Origin of the sequence: Mesorhizobium sp. B2-9-1 (assembly GCF_006439455.1) — a bacterium.
Classification (GTDB): Bacteria; Pseudomonadota; Alphaproteobacteria; order Rhizobiales; family Rhizobiaceae; genus Mesorhizobium.
Genome location: NZ_VFTP01000004.1, coordinates 301,634 through 316,939, shown reverse-complemented (window position 1 = coordinate 316,939; position 15,306 = coordinate 301,634). Strand labels below are relative to the sequence as shown.

Here is a 15,306-nt window from a genome sequence, read left to right as displayed (position 1 = left end):
CATCCCGTTCGTGCATTGCACCATCCAAGTCAGGCAGGTTGGCCCTAATTCCTGGCCCAATCTTCCAGGCCTGGGCCCCGCAACCACGCGCCTGCGTTGAGCCGGGCGTCCGCGCCACTACAGAGGAGCTTCAAATTCAGTGACCAGCACCGGTCAAGCCAGCAGCGAGGATCTGGTTCGCCGCGCCGTGGCCGCCTTCAATTCCGGCGACCACGCCCAGGCGATGGACCTGTGCGAGCTTGGCCTGAAGCGGCACCCGGGCGATTCCGCGCTCTGCCACCTTCTGGCGGCCGTATTGTTCACCAGGGCGGACATGCCTGCAGCCCGGGCGCGCATCGAGGCGAGCCTGGCGACGCGTCCGGACAATGTTCCCGCCCTGATCCTGGCAGGCAGGATCGCCCGGGCCGAGGGACGGTTCGATGCTGCGTTGCAGTTCCTGGATCGCGCCGCCAGGCGATCGTCCCAGGCGGAAATCCTTCTCGAGCGGGCACGCACCCTCGATCAGGCGGGCGATGCTTCCGCCGCGGGCGCGGCCTGGACAAAGGTCCTGCAAAGCGATCCGAAATCCGCGGAGGCTATGGCGCGCCTCGGACGCCTGGCCTGGCAACGCGGCGTGCCTGCCGAGGCGGAAGGCTTCCTCGAACGCGCCGTCGCCGGCGGCGGGCATCCGGCGCAATGGTTCGACCTCGGGCTGGTGCGCCAGGACATGCGCAAGTTCGACGCCGCCGCCGAGGCCTACCGGCATGTGCTGGAGATGAGCCCGGACGCCGCGGAAGCCGCGGTCAATCTCGGCGTCGTCCTGCAGGAGACGGGCGACCTCGAGGGGGCGATGGCGGCCTATTCGCGAGCCTATCGTCTCGCCCCGTCCACCTTCGGCGTCATCGCCATGGCGCTCACCTCCGCGCCATGCGGCCGGCTCTGGCTCGACGAGGGTGCGCTGCGTCTTTCACTCGCCGGTGGAGCGTCCGCGCCTGGCGCGGAACCGCTTGCGGTAGACGCCCGGCGTTGACAGGACATCCGCGACCGTCCGCGCATAGGCGGCCTGGCGTTTTTCGTCGAACACTTCGTATTCCAGCCGAGGCGCGGCCCGCGGAACCGCGAAGCATTGCGCGACCGGAGTTCCTTTGCGGAGCACGCCGGAGAATTCGGGCTCCTTCCAGATCGCCGGGAAATTGATGCCGCCATCGCTGAACCGGTCCGAATCCACGAGGCCGGTCACCAGCCTGAAGGGAAGGTCCTCGCGATTGACCGGGTGCGTCGCGTAGAGCGACCAGCCATCCTCGACCTCAATGGTCCAGAAGCTGTTGAATTTGAGCGCGGCCTGGCCAGGCGCGGCGAACGGGCTGCCCGCGAGCTGCCCCGGCGTGTGAAAGCTCAGCGGCGCTCGCGGGTGGTTCCCCGTGGCGGGTTCCGGAACCTTCCAGTCCCAGGAAAACTTGCCCTGGTCGACGACGACGTCGCAGGGCAGCAGGATCATGAACCCGTAAGTCATCGCGTCGACTACCGGCGGGCATTGCTTGAGCGTGCGGATATAGCGGCCGTGGATCGCCGAATAGGCGGTGGCGGGCATCATGCGCAGCCAGTCCGGCAACACGCCGCGCGCCGGCACCGGGCGCGGCAAATGCTCCGCCAGCATCGGATCACATCGGAAAATCACACGCATCGCCACCTCCCGGCATTGCGATACCATGCCTGCCCGCCGCGCTCCAAGCGGCGCCCGGTCAGTCAGGTGTCAACCTGCCGTGACCGGCGATGACGGCGCCGTGCCGGATTGCGACGCCTGCCGATCGCCGAAGGCGCGCACGAGGAATCATGCAACGGTTCAAAACGCTATTCAACGCCACGCTATCCAGTCCGCTCGCCGGTAGATAAACCTCACGGCCGGCGCTCCAGGGTGGCGCCTGGTTCGGAAAGGTCGGTTCGCGAAACAATGGCCAAGAAGTTCGCATTTCTTTTGGTGCGCGATTTCACCTTGTCGCCGCTGTCGCTGTTCATCGACACGCTCAGGCTCGCCGGCGACGAGGGCGACCGCAGCCGCAGAATCGAGTTCGACTGGGAGATCGTCGGCGAGCGCGGCCTGCCGATCCGCGCCAGCTGCGGCGTCGAATTGCTGCCGACCAGGGCGATGGGCAATCCCGAGGATTTCGACAATGTCGTGGTGGTCGGCGGCCTGCTCGACACCAGCCGCAAGCTGAGCTCGGAAAAGGAGGCATTCCTGTTGCGCGCCGCGCAGAAGGGTGTGCCGCTCACCGCGCTCTGCACCGGCAGCTTCGTGCTGGCGCGCTACGGCCTGCTCGACGGCTACAGCGCCGCAGTCAGCTGGTTCCACATCAAGGATTTTCGCGCCGAGTTCCCCGATGTGAACGCCCATGCCGACAGCCTCTATTCCGTCGACCGCGGCCGCGCCACCTGCGCCGGCGGCACGGGAGCGGCCGACCTCGCCGGCTATTTCGTCTCGCAATTCATCGGCCGGAAGGCAGCGGAAAAGGCGGCCAAGATACTGGTGCTCGACCGCATCCGCTCCAGCCGCGACGTGCAGCCGGTCGGCGACCTTTTTCCAGCGGCCGCGAGCCGCGCGGTGAGGCGGGCGCTGCTCCTGATGGAAAGCAATCTTCAGGAGCCGATCCCGATCGCCGAGATCGCCGCCAGGCAGAACTGCTCGCGCCGCCAGCTCGAGCGCCTGTTCGGCGCCGAGCTCGGCATCGGCCCGATGGCCGCCTATCTGGCGCTCAGGGTTCACTATGCCAGATCGCTGCTGGAAGGCAGCGACCTCGCGATCGGCGAGATCGCCTATCGCTGCGGCTTTGCCAATGCCGGCCATTTCAGCCGCGTCTTCCGCCAGCAGGCCGGCATCACGCCGACCCATCTGAGGCATCCGAACCGGGCAGCGAGTGACGTTGCCAGATAGCGGTCCCTGCGCACGACCTCGGCAAGCTGGCTTCTATGTCACCGCGATGACTTTCCCCGTCGCACCAAGGCGACACAGAACTTTCGCTTGTCGCACTTGGATGCCGCCTGGAAGCGCATAGTTTATTCTCACCTCGATCGGCGCCGCCAGACCGGCTCTGCGTTGGCGCATCGGACCGGCACTGACCGCGTATACGCGCACAGCACCAAGCGGCGTCGCGACTGACATGATCGCCGCGCGGCAAGCGCTCACGACTTTGGGCGGCGTGCCTGGCTTCGCTTTCAGCGATACAAGGGGTGCAAAAGGATAGCCCGCTCTAAACCGCCCGAACTCCCCACCACGTGCGCTGGAAGGTTTGAGGATGGATGGCAGGCTGATCGCGGTTGTTGCGCTTTTGGCGGAGAAAACGGTGGGATTGTCGGGGGGCGCGGTGTCCCTGGTGCCCGACGTTGCGGTGCCGGCACCCGTCGACACGCCCGCGCTTGTGCTGCCTGCAGCGTCACCCGTCGAAACGCTCGCGCCGATCGATCCGGTACCAGCATTCGCGGACGCGCCAAGGCTTGTCCCTCCTGCGCCTGCCGACGCGCCAACGCTGACGCCGCCTGAGCTCACCGACGCGCCAACGCTTGCGCCGCCCAAGCCGCCGACACTTGCCCCCAAGCCAGCGGAGACACCTTGTGATCCGGCGCTCACTCCAGCGCCGACGCCAATGCCGCCGACCTTGCCGCCACCGCCGACATCAAGGGCGGCCGCCGGTCCGGTAGCGGCTGCGATCATCAAGGCGACCGCCACGTATTTGCCCATTTCAGGACCCCTCCTGGGCATGCGTTCGTGCCAATCCAAATGTACTCCCGACCATCATCATCGAGGCGGGGTCGGAAGCAACGCGTCGGGGAGAGTGATCGTCGTCGCCGCCAGAACCCGTTTCGGCGATCTTGGGATCTTCGCTCTGTTCTTATCCTGCAAGCCCGTTTGGCGGACAGCTAGGCCATCCTGGCTGGCAAGTGGAACCGCGGCGGAACGCGTCCCGGGCGCGCGCTCCATCTGCGCTGCGCGGCGCGCACTTTGCGCCTTGACGAGGTCGATCGCCTTTCGCGCAGCGGTAAGAGACACGGACATGTCGGTCAGCTTTTGGCGCTCCTGCTCCAGCGCCGCGCTCAAGTCGGCAGATGCCTGCTTCGCAGCGTCTCTTTCCCGACGGGCGTCATCGGCATCGCTTGCGGCCGAAACCGCGCGCGTGTGTTCCAGATCCAATGCCTCGTTGACATGCTTTGCGGCAGCAACCGCCAGTTGGAGGTCCTTTAGGGCGGTGGCCCGCTCGGCCGCAGCCAGATTTGCACGTTTCTGATCGGCCTCGCCGGCCTGGCGAGCCATGGCGAGTTCGTGCTCGAATTGTTCGACCTTATGGCGCTCTTCGGCAACCGATTGATTTGCCTCGGCCAGGGACACTTCCACGGCGTTGCGTGCTTCGTTTGCGGAAATCAATTGTGCCTTCAAGTCTTTGATGACGCGCTGCGCCGCTTCCAGATCGAGCTTGAGGGTTCCGTTGCTTTGGTTCGCTTCTCTCAGGGCCTTTGTCTGCTCTGCGGAAGTGCTGGCCAACAGCCTTGCCTGGGCGCTTGCTGTGCGCTCGGCATCCTGACTCAGGCCCAGTTGCGCTTTTGTCGAGGCCAGTTCGCCTCGCGCCGCCGCGATCTGTTGCTGCATTTCGGCGCCGTTGTCTGGCGGAGATACCGCCGCCAAGAGGAGGATGCATCCGGGAACGGCGCTCCACCTCCAGTGGCGCATGCTGAAGCGAACCCATGCCGGGCGCGGGTCGTCTTCGAACTCCTCGTAAGATCCATGTATGGACGTCACTGGCCACGGTCCTCTGTCTACTGGGCATTCCTCGCGATGCTCAAGAACGTGTCATAGCGGCTCTGTGCATGAATTGCGGTTCTTGTTGTAACAGTTCGCTCCGTTTTGATTTATACCGCTGAATAATCTGTATTTTTCGAAATCGTTCCGGCCGCTTATACCAAATACGCTTTCAGGCGTAGGAAGCATCATCCAAATGGACTAGACCTCATGTCGATCGTTTCGCGGCAGAACTTGTGGCGGCAGGGACCTGACGGCGCGCTGGCAAGATCATCGGCGGCGGCTTCCCGGCGGGTGCCGTCGGCGGGCGCGCCGATGTCACGGCGGTGTTCGATCCGACCGCAGGCAAGGACCACGCTGCCGCATGGCGGCACATTCACGGCCAATCCGGTGACCGCGTCGTCACGAAGTTGTTTGCCTTCCCATTATATCAGGAGTCGCGTATATAAGGCTGCGTTACTATGCTCATTTTCAGAGGGGAATTAAATCATGCGCAAACAGAAATCGCTTGGACTGGCACTTCTTGCTTCTATATCGCTTTTCCTCGCCGACGCCGTTTTAGCGAAAGACGCCTACAAAACACCATGCAGGGCGGATGCCCAACGACTGTGCAAGATGGTCGACAACGCAAAGGGGTTAAGCTGTCTTAAACAGCATATCAGTGAGCTCACTCCTGCCTGCAAGGCGTTTCTCTCCAAGAAATGAGCTGTAATAGCCGCCAAGGATCGTACTGATTACTCGGCAGACCTACGGACCGCCAAGGTGGTTCTCCGTCCGGAATTGCGTCAAAGCAAGGACATGGACCCGCTCGCTGTTTCGGTGAAACGGTGAACCGCTCCAGGCACCGCGACCGACGAAAGGCCGCCGCCGTGGTGCATCGATCAGAACGGGACGCGTGGCAACCGCCCATGCCTGGGGGAACGCGGTCGCTGGCTTCAGGAAATTCGCAGCCCGGCCTCGTCCAGCAAGACGCAGTCGTCGGCGTCAAAGCCGAGTTCGACCGCTTCGCCTTCGCGCAGCACGCGGCCGTCGATCGGGGCGTTGGCGCGGATGTTCGCCTTGCCGCCCATGTCGACCTCGTAGATGGCGCTGCCGCCGAGATAGGAGGCCGACACGACCCGGCCGGACAACCGGTTGGCGCTCGTTCCACCGACCGACAGTTTCTGCGGCCGCACCACGACGGTGACGGCGCTTCCCTGCGGCAGCGGCCTGGGTGACAGGACATTAATCGTCTGGCCGCCGGCGAGCGTGACAATGGTCGGCCCGTCGGTTCTGCTCACCGTGCCCGAAAGCATGTTGGCCTTGCCGAGGAAGTCGGCGACGAAGGCGGTGGCCGGCCGCTCATAGACCTCTTCCGGCGTGCCGACCTGCTCGGCCGAGCCGGCATTCATCACCACGATGCGGTCCGACATCGACAGCGCTTCTTCCTGGTCGTGCGTGACGAAGATGGCGGTGATGCCGGTTTCCTTCTGGATCTTCTTGATCTCGACGCGCATCTCCTCGCGCATGTTGGCGTCGAGCGCTGAGAGCGGCTCGTCGAGCAGAAGCACCTGCGGCTCGAAGACGATGGCGCGCGCCAGCGCAATGCGCTGCTGCTGGCCGCCCGACAATTGCGAGGGCAGTTTCTTCTCGCTGCCCGGCAGCCGCACCATGTCGAGCGCCTGGCCGACCTTGCGCTTGATCTCGGGCTTGGCGACGTTGCGATATTTCAGCCCGAAGGCGACATTGTCGAACACGCTCTTGTGCGGAAACAGCGCATAGCTCTGGAACACCAGTCCGATGTTGCGCTTGTAGATCGGCACGTCGTCGACGCGCCGGCCGCCGATCATGATCTGGCCGGCCGAAATGTCGACCAGCCCGGCGATGGAGCGCAGGATCGTCGTCTTGCCGCAGCCCGAAGGGCCGAGCAGCGTGACGAAGCTGCCCTTGCCGATCGACAGGGAGAAATCGCGCACCGCGACGAACTTGCCGTAGGCGATATCGATGTTGCGGAACTCGACCGCGGGGCTGTTCGCCCCGGCGGCCGTGCCCGCGCCTTCCGCCCCGGCCGAGGCCGGCCGGGGATGGATTTTCGTGTCCTGGCTGTCAGGCACCTTTCGAGATCCTGTTCCACTGCTTGGTCCAGGCGTCCTCGTTGGTCGCCCAGTAGGTCGGATCGGCGAAGGTCAACGCCTTCATCGTGCCGGTCGGATCGAATGCCGGCAGCTTTGCGATCTTGTCGGTCAGCTTGACCCTGTTCGGGTCGAGCGACGGCGGATAGCTCTGGCCCTCGGCCACCGCGATCGAGGTCGCCGGATCGAGCATGAAGTTGATCAGCTCCTCGCACTCAGCCATCGGCGAGCCTTTCAGGATCAGCATGTCCTCCATCCAGGCATAGGAGCCGGCCGGATCGAGATAGCCGATCGGGTGGCCCTGATCCTGCAAAGCGGCGACCCGGCCCGACCAGGCATCGGTCACCACGATCTCGCCCTTGGACAGCAGGTCCATCAGCTCGGCGCCGGAGCTCCAGAACTTCTTGGCGAGGTCGCGCGTCTCGCGCACCTTGGCCCAGATCGTGTCCATGTCCTTGAGGTTGTTGGGGTCCTGTCCGGTGGCGAGAGCCGCGTACCAGACGCGCGTCGTCATGTCGGAATAGCCGCCGACCTTGCCCGCATATTTCTTGTCGAGCAGAAGTGCGGCGCCCTTTTCCTTGGCTTCCTCCGGCGAGATCACCTTGGTGTTGTAGGCAATGCCGGTGGTGCCGTAGTCGTAAGGCACGGCCGAAAGCTTCGGCGTCAGCTTACGGAACGGCTCGATCATCGGCTGCAGCACATTCACCATGTTGGGAATGTTGGCCTCGTTGATTTCCGAGGTCAGGCCGCCATTGACGTATTTGATGTAGTAGTTGACGCCCGAGGAATGGATGACCTGGTAGTCGCCGGGCTTCGCCGTCTTGATCTTGGTGATGATCTCGTCCTCGTCGCCGAACGTGCCCTGGACCACCTTGATCTTGGTCTTGGCCGTGTAGGGCTGGAAGGCGAACTTGTCGATCGCGTCCTGCACGGTCCCGCCCCAGCCGTCGAAGCGCACCTGCTCGACCGCGGCAAGCGCCCGGCTCATCCATGGCATGGAGAGGCCGGCCGAGGCCGCGGCAGCCGCGGTCAGGCTCAGGAACGTCCGTCGGCTGAGATCGCCGTTGACATAGCGGTCGTGCAGCCGCTCCAGCCGCTTGGTGGTGGTCAGTTTCATCGTGCTTCCTCCTTGGGTTCGCTACGTCTTCTCAGTTTTGTCAGGCTTTGCATCAGCAGGCCGCCGATCAGCGGGATGCCGACCGTCACCACAATCATCACGGTGCCGAGCGCGTTGATCTCCGGGCTGATCGAGATTTTCAGCATCGAGAGGATTTGCGTCGGCATGGTCTCGACGCCTGCCGGCCGCCAGAACAGGCTGGCCGACGTGTTGTCGAACGAGATGGTGAAGGCGAGCAGCGCGCCGCCGACGACCGCCGGGATGAGCAGCGGCAGCGTGATCTCGCGGAAGGACGAAAAGCGCGAGGCGCCCAGCGAAAGCGCCGCCTCCTCATAGACGCGCCGGATTCCGACCATGCGCGCCTGCGCGATCAGCACCACATAGGGCACGGCTAAAAGGATATGGCCGAGCACCAGAAGCAGCATCGTGCGCGGCTGGTCGATCGCCTTGATCAGCACCAGAAGGCCGACGCCGAGGATGGTTTCCGGCACCAGCGCCGGCAGGATCACCAGCGTGCTCAGCGCCTGCTTGCCGGGAAACTCGAAACGCACCAGCGCGAACGCCGTGACGACGCCGATGGCTGTGGTGACGGCGGCAGTGACCAGCGCGATCCACAGCGAGGTGCGGAAGGCGGCCAGCACGGCTTCATTGCCCATCAGCTTAGCGTACCATTGCAGCGAAAAGCCCGTCATCGGGAAGCCGCCGAACATCGAGGCGTTGAACGATAGGATGACGGTCGCGACGATCGGCGCGAACATGAAGATGTAGACGCAGAGCGTGACGAAGCCGGTCAGCCGCCAGGCCCATCTGCCTTCCTCCTTGCGCCGCGCCTTCATCCGCCCAACCCCTTCACGATCTGCGACATGCCCATGTAGCGGGTGTAGATGGCGGCGAAGAAGCCGAGCAAGAGGAACAGCACGATCGACAGCGTTGCGCCCATCGGCCAGTTCAATTCGCTCATGATGGTGTCGTAGATCAGATTGCCGAACAGCGCGTCGCGGCCCGAACCCAAGAGCTGCGGCGTCACATAGCTGCCGGCCGCCAGCACGAAGCACAGCAGCAGCCCCGCCGCCAGGCCCGGCAGCGACAGCGGCAGGGTCACCTCGCGGAACGCCTGTGCGCTGGTGCAGCCCATCGAGCGCGCCGCCGAGATCAGCGTTCGGTCGATGCCCTCGAGGCTGACATAGACGTTGAGGATCATGTAGGGCAGTAGAAAGTGCAGCAGTCCCAGGATCACCGCGCCTTCGTTGTAGAGCATCGGCAGCGGCGCATTGATGATGCCCATTTTGAGCAGCGCGACATTGATGACGCCCTGTTCGCCAAGGATGTTGATCCAGGAAAAGGTGCGGATGGTGAAGCTGATCCAGAACGGCACGATGAGCAGGAGCAAGAGCAGCCATTTGTGCCTGAAGCTCGTCGCCCAGATGAAATAGGCCGGGAAATAGCCGAGCACGCCGCACAGCAGCGCGGTGATCGCGCCGACTCTCAGCGTCTTCAGAAGGAAGCCGGAATAATAGCTGTCCGTGAAGAATTCCTGCCAGTTGGCGGTGGTCAGCGCGCTGGTTTCGACGCCTGCGGTGACGAAGGTGAAGAACGTATAGGCCGCCATCACCGCGATCGGCAGCACCAGGAAGAAGATCAGCAGCAAGAGCACCGGTGCAACCAGCATCCAGGCCAGGCGCGGATCGTACAAGGTCCAGCGATTGTTCATGCGCACCCGGAGCTAGGCGCCTTCTTCGAGGCGCGCTTATGTTCCCGCAGTGAAGATTGTTTCATTGCCGCCTCTATGTCTACAGGCGGTGATTGAGCCAGAGAGATGGAAGCGAGGAGGGTAACCCCTTTTGGTATGTCGCCGGGTACATTGTGGCGTTGTCTGAGCAGTTCTCCAGCAGCCTCGAAGAGCTTGATGCATCCGCATTGGTTAGAGCCTGCCGCTTCGTCAAAAGAGGCAGAATAGCGGCATAGATGTGTCATTTCCTGGAACGAACAGTCACGTTTTCATTCAGCCTGATAACTATTCTGTGTTGCACCGCACCATTTTGTGCCGCAGTCCTTTAGCGTAGGCGAATATACGGTTTAGGAGTCGGCACGCTTGCGTTTTCCGTTGACCGGCACGGATGTTGCGGCCGGCGGCCCGGGCCATGTCGTCAGCACCAGCGGCTGCGAATGATGCCCGGCGGTCGCGACCTCCAGCTTGACGCGCTCCGGGCTGCTGCCGTCACGCTTGTGCTTTATTCGCATTTCTTCGCGCCCGGCGGCACGTCCTTCCTTGGTCATCTCGGAGTGCGGCTGTTCTTCGTGCTTTCCGGCTTCCTGATCACCAGGCTTTTGCTGGAGGCGCGCGACGCCGACCAATTCGCGGCTGGATCGGCGCTGCGCTCCTTCTATGCCAGGCGCGCGATCCGAATATTCCCGCCCTATTTCGCGGTACTGGCCTTCGTCTGGTTCACCGATCTTGAACAGGCTGGATCGTCGCTCGTCTGGCACGCGCTCTATCTGTCGAACTTCTGGTACGCGCATCGCAACGACTGGACGCCTTGGCTGCTTTGCCATTTCTGGAGCCTCAGCATCGAGGAGCAGTTCTACATCGCCTGGCCGCTGATCGTGCTCCTGGCGCCGCGCAGGCGCATCGAGGCGATCACCATTGGCCTCATCTGCTTCTCGCTCGCCTACCGCTTCTACTGGCCGATCGCCGCCAACCCGGCGCTGGCCCGAGACCTGTTGCCGCCGGCCTCGATGGATGCGCTTGCCTGCGGCGCGCTGCTTGCCGTACGTCGCGCCAGGGGCGCCGGCGTGCCGCGTTGGATGCGGTTCGGCTGGCCGGCCTTCGTGGCGCTCTTCCTACTCGTCGTCTTGTCCGACCCGGGGCCGGCGAACTCGACATGGGAATGGCCGCGCTGGCTCCTGGTGCAGGTGCTGCCGCTGGTGCCGTTGGTGGCGATCGTCTCGATGTGCTCGAACGGCCTTCCCGGCACGCTCGGCTGGCTGGCCGAACTGCCTCCGCTGCTTTTCCTCGGCCGCATCAGCTACGGCGTCTATCTCTATCACGCGATCCTCCTCGCCTATACCGTAAAGGCGCAGCCGTGGATCCCGCTCAACGTCTCGGAGGAGGGGCCGGGCCGCTTCCTGGTCGCGGGCGCCGCCACGCTGATTGTCGCCTCGCTGTCCTGGGTGCTGTTCGAAAAGCCGCTCAACAGCTTCAAGCGCTATTTCCCCTATATCGCGCGGCCACGCGCTCGTGCGCCGAGCGAGGCCCGGCGGTTCGGCGCCACATATCCCGGCGCAAAAGCGGCGCTCGATCTGCAGCCGACGGACCGGAGCTGACAATGATACGCCCGCTCATCTCCGTCGTGCTGCCGATCTACAATGCCGAGCTCTATGTCGGCGCTGCAATCCAATCGATACTGCGGCAGGACTACGAGCGGCTCGAAGTCATCGCCATCAATGACGGATCGACCGACAGGTCGCTGGAAATCCTGGAGCGCTTCCGCAAGGCGGACGGCCGCGTATCCATAATCTCGCGCGAGAATCGCGGCCTCGTCGCCAGCCTCAACGAGGGGCTGTCAATAGCCCGGGGCGAGTTGGTGGCGCGGATGGATGCCGACGACTTTGCCTATCCTTGGCGCCTGTCGCGCCAGGCGGCGCTGTTTGCCGCGCGGCCCGAACTCGGCTTCTGCGGCTCGCTTGTCGACACGCTGCTGCACGGCCGCGTCGCGCGAGGCAGGCTGGATCCGGTGTTCGGCCTCGGTCTCCTCCCCGTGCTGTCGAAGTTCTTCACGATCTTCATGCATCCGACGGTGGTCTACAACCGCCGGGTCATCGGCGAGGCAGACCTGCATTACGATGGCCGCTACCGGCACGCCGAGGATTTCGATCTCTTCCGGCGGCTTGCCGACCGCTATCCGGCGGCGCTGATGCCGGATAGCCTGCTCGTCTATCGCCTGCATCCCGGCAGCGTGACCAGCTTGCATGCAAGCGAGATGCGGCGCACGCACCTCCGGATTGTCGGCGAAAATCTCGAGCGCGAGGGGCTGGCGGACGAAACGCAGGATCTGCGCGCCATTGGCGACAGTGTTTCGTTCGATACCGTGCGCCGCGCGGCCGCGTTCATCCGCAGCCTGGAGGAGCGGATCGCCGAGTTGCCGGCCGCATCGCGGCCGAGCTTCGAGGCCGGCGCGCTGAACCTGTTCTATTTCCTCTACCAGCTCGTCAACGACCAGCAGCGGCCGGCGTTGGCGCATGAGTTGCTGACGCTGACGGCGAAGTGGGACGTCATCCGCCGCCGCGAGAAATACGCGCTGCGCGCCGGCGCCTGGGCGCCCTGGCTGAGCCAGGCTTCGATATGGGCTGGCAAACGCGCGGACAGGGTCGCCTATCGCTTCAAATCCGCGCCGGCGGCGTCCGTGCTTGCGCCTTATCGGATGGGGGCGGCATGAACGCCGATCGCCATCCGCTGCTGCAGCATCTACGCTCGCCTCCCGGCCCGAACCCGCGGCCTGAGGTCTCCTTCATCGTCTGCACGCGTGATCGCGCGGCGGTGCTGAAGTCCTGCATCGATTCGATCCGCGCCGCCTGCCGGACGCATCCTGCCTTCGCCGCCGAGCTGGTGGTGGTCGACAATGGCTCGCGCGACGGTACGGCCGACTATCTCTCGCGGATCGCCACGACGTCCGACATGGCGCTGACGGCTATCTGTGAGCCACGGCCCGGACTGGCGGCGGCGCGCAATGCCGGGATGGCGCGGGCGCGCGGGCGCGTGCTGGTCTTCGTCGACGACGATTGCCGGCTCGACCGCGACTATCTCGTCGACCTCGAGCGGCATTATGCGAGCGGCGAGAAATGGCTAATCCGCGGCGGCCGCGTCGAGATCGGCGACGCCGGGGACCTGCCCTTCACCATCAAGCGCTGCGAACAGCGCAAGCGGCTGACGCGCGCCGTCCATCCGGGCGGCTTCGTGCTCGGCTGCAACATGACCATGCATCGCGATGTTGCCGCCTTGATCGGTCCCTTCGACGAACGCTTCGGCGCCGGCGGAGCGCTGCGCTCGGCCGAGGATACGGATTACCTGGTGCGCGCCATGCTGGCCGGCATGGCGGTGGAGTATGTGCCGGATATGACGATCTTCCACCATCATGGAAGGCGCGACCGCAGGGCGATCGAACGGCTGCACCGCGACTATCACTTCGGCAACGGTGCGCTCTGCCTGAAACACATGCGCCGCGCCCCGTGGCTGCTTCGTCACTTTTACTGGGCAACGCGGGCGGCCACGCGCGAGCTCTTCGGCGGTCCGCGCTTCGACCAGGAGCTCAGCCTGTCGCACTGGCCGATCGTGCTGATGAACCTGGCGGGCGCGGCGAAGTTCATGGCCTTGGTGCTTGCCGGGCGGCCTGACCGGCAGGAGCGGCCCGCCCAGGAAACCACCGAGGCCAGGGCCGAGGCCGGCGCGCGATGATCGAACCCAAAGCCCCTATCTTGTCGATATTGCAGCGCGCGCTCGGACGGCGTCAGCTCGGCCTGATGCCCGTCGTCGTCGTGCTCGGGCTTGCAAGTGCCGCGCTCGAAGGGCTCGGCATCGGGCTGATCATCCCGCTGCTTGGCATCATCATGGGCCATGGCGCGACGACGGGCATGGCCGGCCTCTCCGCCCTCCTGCAGAAGGTCGGCGCCGGGCTAGGCGAGCGTGAGCGGCTGATTGCGATTTCGGCCGCTATCCTCGGCTCGATCCTGCTCAAGAACCTCCTCGCCTTCGCCAATTCGGTGCTGACCGCTCATATCTACGGCAAGGCGAGCCAAGCGATACGCGGCGCCTTGGCCGAGCGGCTGCTCAATGTCGGCTATCCCTTCTTTCTCAGGCAAAGCCCGGGCCGCTTGCTCAACATCATCTCCAGCGAATCCTGGCGGGCGTCGGACGCCATCCAGGGTATGCTCAGCGCGATCGTCAGCGCCTCGGCGGCGCTCATCCTGCTCGCCTTTCTGTTGCTGCTCTCGTGGCCGATGACGCTCCTGGTGATGCTGGGGCTGGCGCTGGTGCAAGCGGCGCATATGGCGCTGTCGGCGCATCTCAGGGCGCCCAGCCGCAATGTTTCGGCGCGCAACAGCGCCCTGGCCTCGCAAATGCTGCATCTCGTCCATGCCGGCCGGCTGATCCGCATCTTCGGCCAGGAGGCGCGCGAGAAGGCGGCGTTCGAAAAGGCATCCGACGGCGTGCGGCGCGCGGCCTTCCTGCTCTCAAACCGCCAGGGCGCGCTGGGGCCGCTGACCGAAGTTCTGCACGCCATGCTGTTCCTGGCGGTGGTGATCGGCGCCTGGCTTGCGGGCTTGAGTTTCCCGCTGGTCGCCGCCTTCCTCATCCTGCTCTACCGCCTGCAGCCGCATGTCAGAGCCTTGCAGATGACCTGGAGCCAGTTGCAGGGTCTTTCCGGCTCGCTGGAAGAGGTGACCTGGCTGCTCGATCCCGATGGCAAGCCCGCTCCGCCCGAGGGCAGCCGGCAGTTCGCCACTTTAAGCAAAAAAATCGCCTTCGAGGGCGTGAGCTTCAGCTATGCCAATGAGGAGCAGCGCGCGGCGGTGCTGCATGCGGCGAGCTTCGACATCGTGAGCGGGCACTCGACGGCGCTGATCGGCCGCTCCGGCGCCGGCAAAACGACGATCGTCAACCTGCTCTGTCGCTTCGTCGAGCCGGATGCAGGCAAGATCCTCGTCGACGGCGCGCCACTCGGCGAGATCGACCCGGCCGACTGGCGCCGCCACATCGCTCTCGCCAGTCAGGAGCTGGAGCTGGTCGACGGTACGATCCTCGACAACATCACCTATGGCAAGGACGCGGCGACGTTCGAGGAGGCCCGCCGCGCCGCCGAGCTTGCCGAGGCGCACGGCTTTATCGAAACGCTACCCCAAGGCTACCAGACGGTGGTCGGCTATCGCGGGGTGAACCTTTCGGCCGGGCAAAGGCAGCGCATCGCGCTCGCGCGCGCTCTTGTACGCGACCCCGACATATTGATCCTCGACGAGGCCACCAACGCAGTGGACGGGCTTTCGGAAGCGGCGATCGTCGAGACGCTGAAGTCGCGCGCCGGCCGCCGCACCACGATCGTCATCAGCCACCACCGCAGCACGATCTCGTTCTGCGACGACCTGGTGATCCTGGAGCATGGTAGAGTGAAGAAACAGGCGCCGTTCACTGAGATGGCGAAGCTCACCATGGATGAGTTGTATCGGCCGGAGTGAGGAGCACGAGCAGGGGCTCGCCCGCATCGTCTTCGTCATCACTTCCTCCTCCGATGTGCCGAAGCGAGGACGGTTCTGGCGCAAAA

14 protein-coding genes are annotated in these 15,306 nt (G+C 64.5%); 7 read left to right on the top strand and 7 right to left on the bottom strand.

Features of this window, described 5'->3' with window-relative positions:
• Window positions 1–139: 139 nt before the first annotated feature.
• Complete coding sequence (locus FJW05_RS11670) at window positions 140–1,009, top strand: tetratricopeptide repeat protein (RefSeq protein ID WP_140631850.1); 870 nt, start codon at window positions 140–142, stop codon at window positions 1,007–1,009.
• Here FJW05_RS11670 and FJW05_RS11665 read toward each other — a convergent pair.
• A complete protein-coding gene (locus tag FJW05_RS11665; protein WP_140631847.1) occupies window positions 947–1,663 on the bottom strand; it encodes a hypothetical protein in 717 nt (238 codons plus the stop codon). The two genes, FJW05_RS11670 and FJW05_RS11665, sit on opposite strands and share 63 nt — an antisense overlap.
• 267 nt (window positions 1,664–1,930) lie before the next feature.
• Here FJW05_RS11665 and FJW05_RS11660 point away from each other — a divergent pair, with 267 nt between their 5' ends.
• Complete coding sequence (locus FJW05_RS11660) at window positions 1,931–2,908, top strand: GlxA family transcriptional regulator (protein WP_140631845.1); 978 nt, start codon at window positions 1,931–1,933, stop codon at window positions 2,906–2,908.
• Window positions 2,909–2,941: 33 nt separating this feature from the next.
• On the opposite strand, the gene FJW05_RS27715 is transcribed toward FJW05_RS11660, so the two are convergent.
• Both FJW05_RS27715 and FJW05_RS11650 read right to left on the bottom strand, forming a co-directional pair.
• Window positions 2,942–3,712, bottom strand: a complete 771-nt coding sequence (locus tag FJW05_RS27715) for a hypothetical protein (protein ID WP_140631842.1) — start codon at window positions 3,710–3,712, stop codon at window positions 2,942–2,944.
• 57 nt (window positions 3,713–3,769) lie between these two features.
• Window positions 3,770–4,615 carry a hypothetical protein gene (locus FJW05_RS11650; protein ID WP_140631840.1) on the bottom strand — a complete coding sequence of 282 codons (846 nt, stop codon included), beginning with the start codon at window positions 4,613–4,615 and terminating at the stop codon, window positions 3,770–3,772.
• Between the two features lie 639 nt (window positions 4,616–5,254).
• Here FJW05_RS11650 and FJW05_RS11640 point away from each other — a divergent pair.
• Window positions 5,255–5,470, top strand: a complete 216-nt coding sequence (locus FJW05_RS11640; RefSeq protein ID WP_140631837.1) for a hypothetical protein — start codon at window positions 5,255–5,257, stop codon at window positions 5,468–5,470.
• 230 nt (window positions 5,471–5,700) lie between these two features.
• On the opposite strand, the gene FJW05_RS11635 is transcribed toward FJW05_RS11640, so the two are convergent.
• Genes FJW05_RS11635 through FJW05_RS11620 form a run of 4 tightly spaced genes read right to left on the bottom strand, consistent with a single transcriptional unit; the run spans window position 5,701 to window position 9,704 of the window.
• Window positions 5,701–6,858: an ABC transporter ATP-binding protein gene (locus FJW05_RS11635; protein WP_140631834.1), complete on the bottom strand. Its 1,158-nt coding sequence runs from the start codon at window positions 6,856–6,858 to the stop codon at window positions 5,701–5,703.
• A complete protein-coding gene (locus FJW05_RS11630; protein WP_140631764.1) occupies window positions 6,851–7,993 on the bottom strand; it encodes an ABC transporter substrate-binding protein in 1,143 nt (380 codons plus the stop codon). The genes FJW05_RS11635 and FJW05_RS11630 overlap by 8 nt, the downstream gene beginning before the upstream one ends.
• Window positions 7,990–8,829 (bottom strand): ABC transporter permease, encoded by an 840-nt coding sequence (locus FJW05_RS11625; protein ID WP_140631762.1) that lies wholly within the window; start codon window positions 8,827–8,829, stop codon window positions 7,990–7,992. Before FJW05_RS11625 ends, FJW05_RS11630 begins: the two co-directional genes overlap by 4 nt.
• Window positions 8,826–9,704 carry an ABC transporter permease gene (locus FJW05_RS11620; protein WP_140631759.1) on the bottom strand — a complete coding sequence of 293 codons (879 nt, stop codon included), beginning with the start codon at window positions 9,702–9,704 and terminating at the stop codon, window positions 8,826–8,828. Before FJW05_RS11620 ends, FJW05_RS11625 begins: the two co-directional genes overlap by 4 nt.
• Window positions 9,705–10,162: 458 nt before the next feature.
• Between FJW05_RS11620 and FJW05_RS11615 the strand changes: the two genes are divergently transcribed.
• From FJW05_RS11615 to FJW05_RS11600, 4 genes are read left to right on the top strand one after another with little or no spacing between them, the layout of a single operon-like run.
• A complete protein-coding gene (locus FJW05_RS11615; RefSeq protein WP_140632072.1) occupies window positions 10,163–11,317 on the top strand; it encodes an acyltransferase in 1,155 nt (384 codons plus the stop codon).
• A gap of 2 nt (window positions 11,318–11,319) precedes the next feature.
• Complete coding sequence (locus FJW05_RS11610; protein ID WP_140631756.1) at window positions 11,320–12,429, top strand: glycosyltransferase family A protein; 1,110 nt, start codon at window positions 11,320–11,322, stop codon at window positions 12,427–12,429.
• A complete protein-coding gene (locus tag FJW05_RS11605) occupies window positions 12,426–13,445 on the top strand; it encodes a glycosyltransferase (RefSeq protein WP_140631753.1) in 1,020 nt (339 codons plus the stop codon). Before FJW05_RS11610 ends, FJW05_RS11605 begins: the two co-directional genes overlap by 4 nt.
• Window positions 13,442–15,220: an ABC transporter ATP-binding protein gene (locus FJW05_RS11600; RefSeq protein WP_140631749.1), complete on the top strand. Its 1,779-nt coding sequence runs from the start codon at window positions 13,442–13,444 to the stop codon at window positions 15,218–15,220. Before FJW05_RS11605 ends, FJW05_RS11600 begins: the two co-directional genes overlap by 4 nt.
• The last annotated feature ends 86 nt before the right edge of the window (window positions 15,221–15,306 follow it).

Coding starts and splice junctions, on each gene's coding strand:
- FJW05_RS11600 (WP_140631749.1), top strand. CDS start 13,442: ATGATCGAACCCAAAGCCCCTATCTTGTCGATATTGCAGCGCGCGCTC.
- FJW05_RS11640 (WP_140631837.1), top strand. CDS start 5,255: ATGCGCAAACAGAAATCGCTTGGACTGGCACTTCTTGCTTCTATATCG.
- FJW05_RS11650 (WP_140631840.1), bottom strand. CDS start 4,615: ATGCAGCAACAGATCGCGGCGGCGCGAGGCGAACTGGCCTCGACAAAA.
- FJW05_RS27715 (WP_140631842.1), bottom strand. CDS start 3,712: ATGGGCAAATACGTGGCGGTCGCCTTGATGATCGCAGCCGCTACCGGA.
- FJW05_RS11605 (WP_140631753.1), top strand. CDS start 12,426: ATGAACGCCGATCGCCATCCGCTGCTGCAGCATCTACGCTCGCCTCCC.
- FJW05_RS11615 (WP_140632072.1), top strand. CDS start 10,163: ATGCCCGGCGGTCGCGACCTCCAGCTTGACGCGCTCCGGGCTGCTGCC.
- FJW05_RS11610 (WP_140631756.1), top strand. CDS start 11,320: ATGATACGCCCGCTCATCTCCGTCGTGCTGCCGATCTACAATGCCGAG.
- FJW05_RS11660 (WP_140631845.1), top strand. CDS start 1,931: ATGGCCAAGAAGTTCGCATTTCTTTTGGTGCGCGATTTCACCTTGTCG.
- FJW05_RS11625 (WP_140631762.1), bottom strand. CDS start 8,829: ATGAAGGCGCGGCGCAAGGAGGAAGGCAGATGGGCCTGGCGGCTGACC.
- FJW05_RS11620 (WP_140631759.1), bottom strand. CDS start 9,704: ATGAACAATCGCTGGACCTTGTACGATCCGCGCCTGGCCTGGATGCTG.
- FJW05_RS11630 (WP_140631764.1), bottom strand. CDS start 7,993: ATGAAACTGACCACCACCAAGCGGCTGGAGCGGCTGCACGACCGCTAT.
- FJW05_RS11665 (WP_140631847.1), bottom strand. CDS start 1,663: ATGCGTGTGATTTTCCGATGTGATCCGATGCTGGCGGAGCATTTGCCG.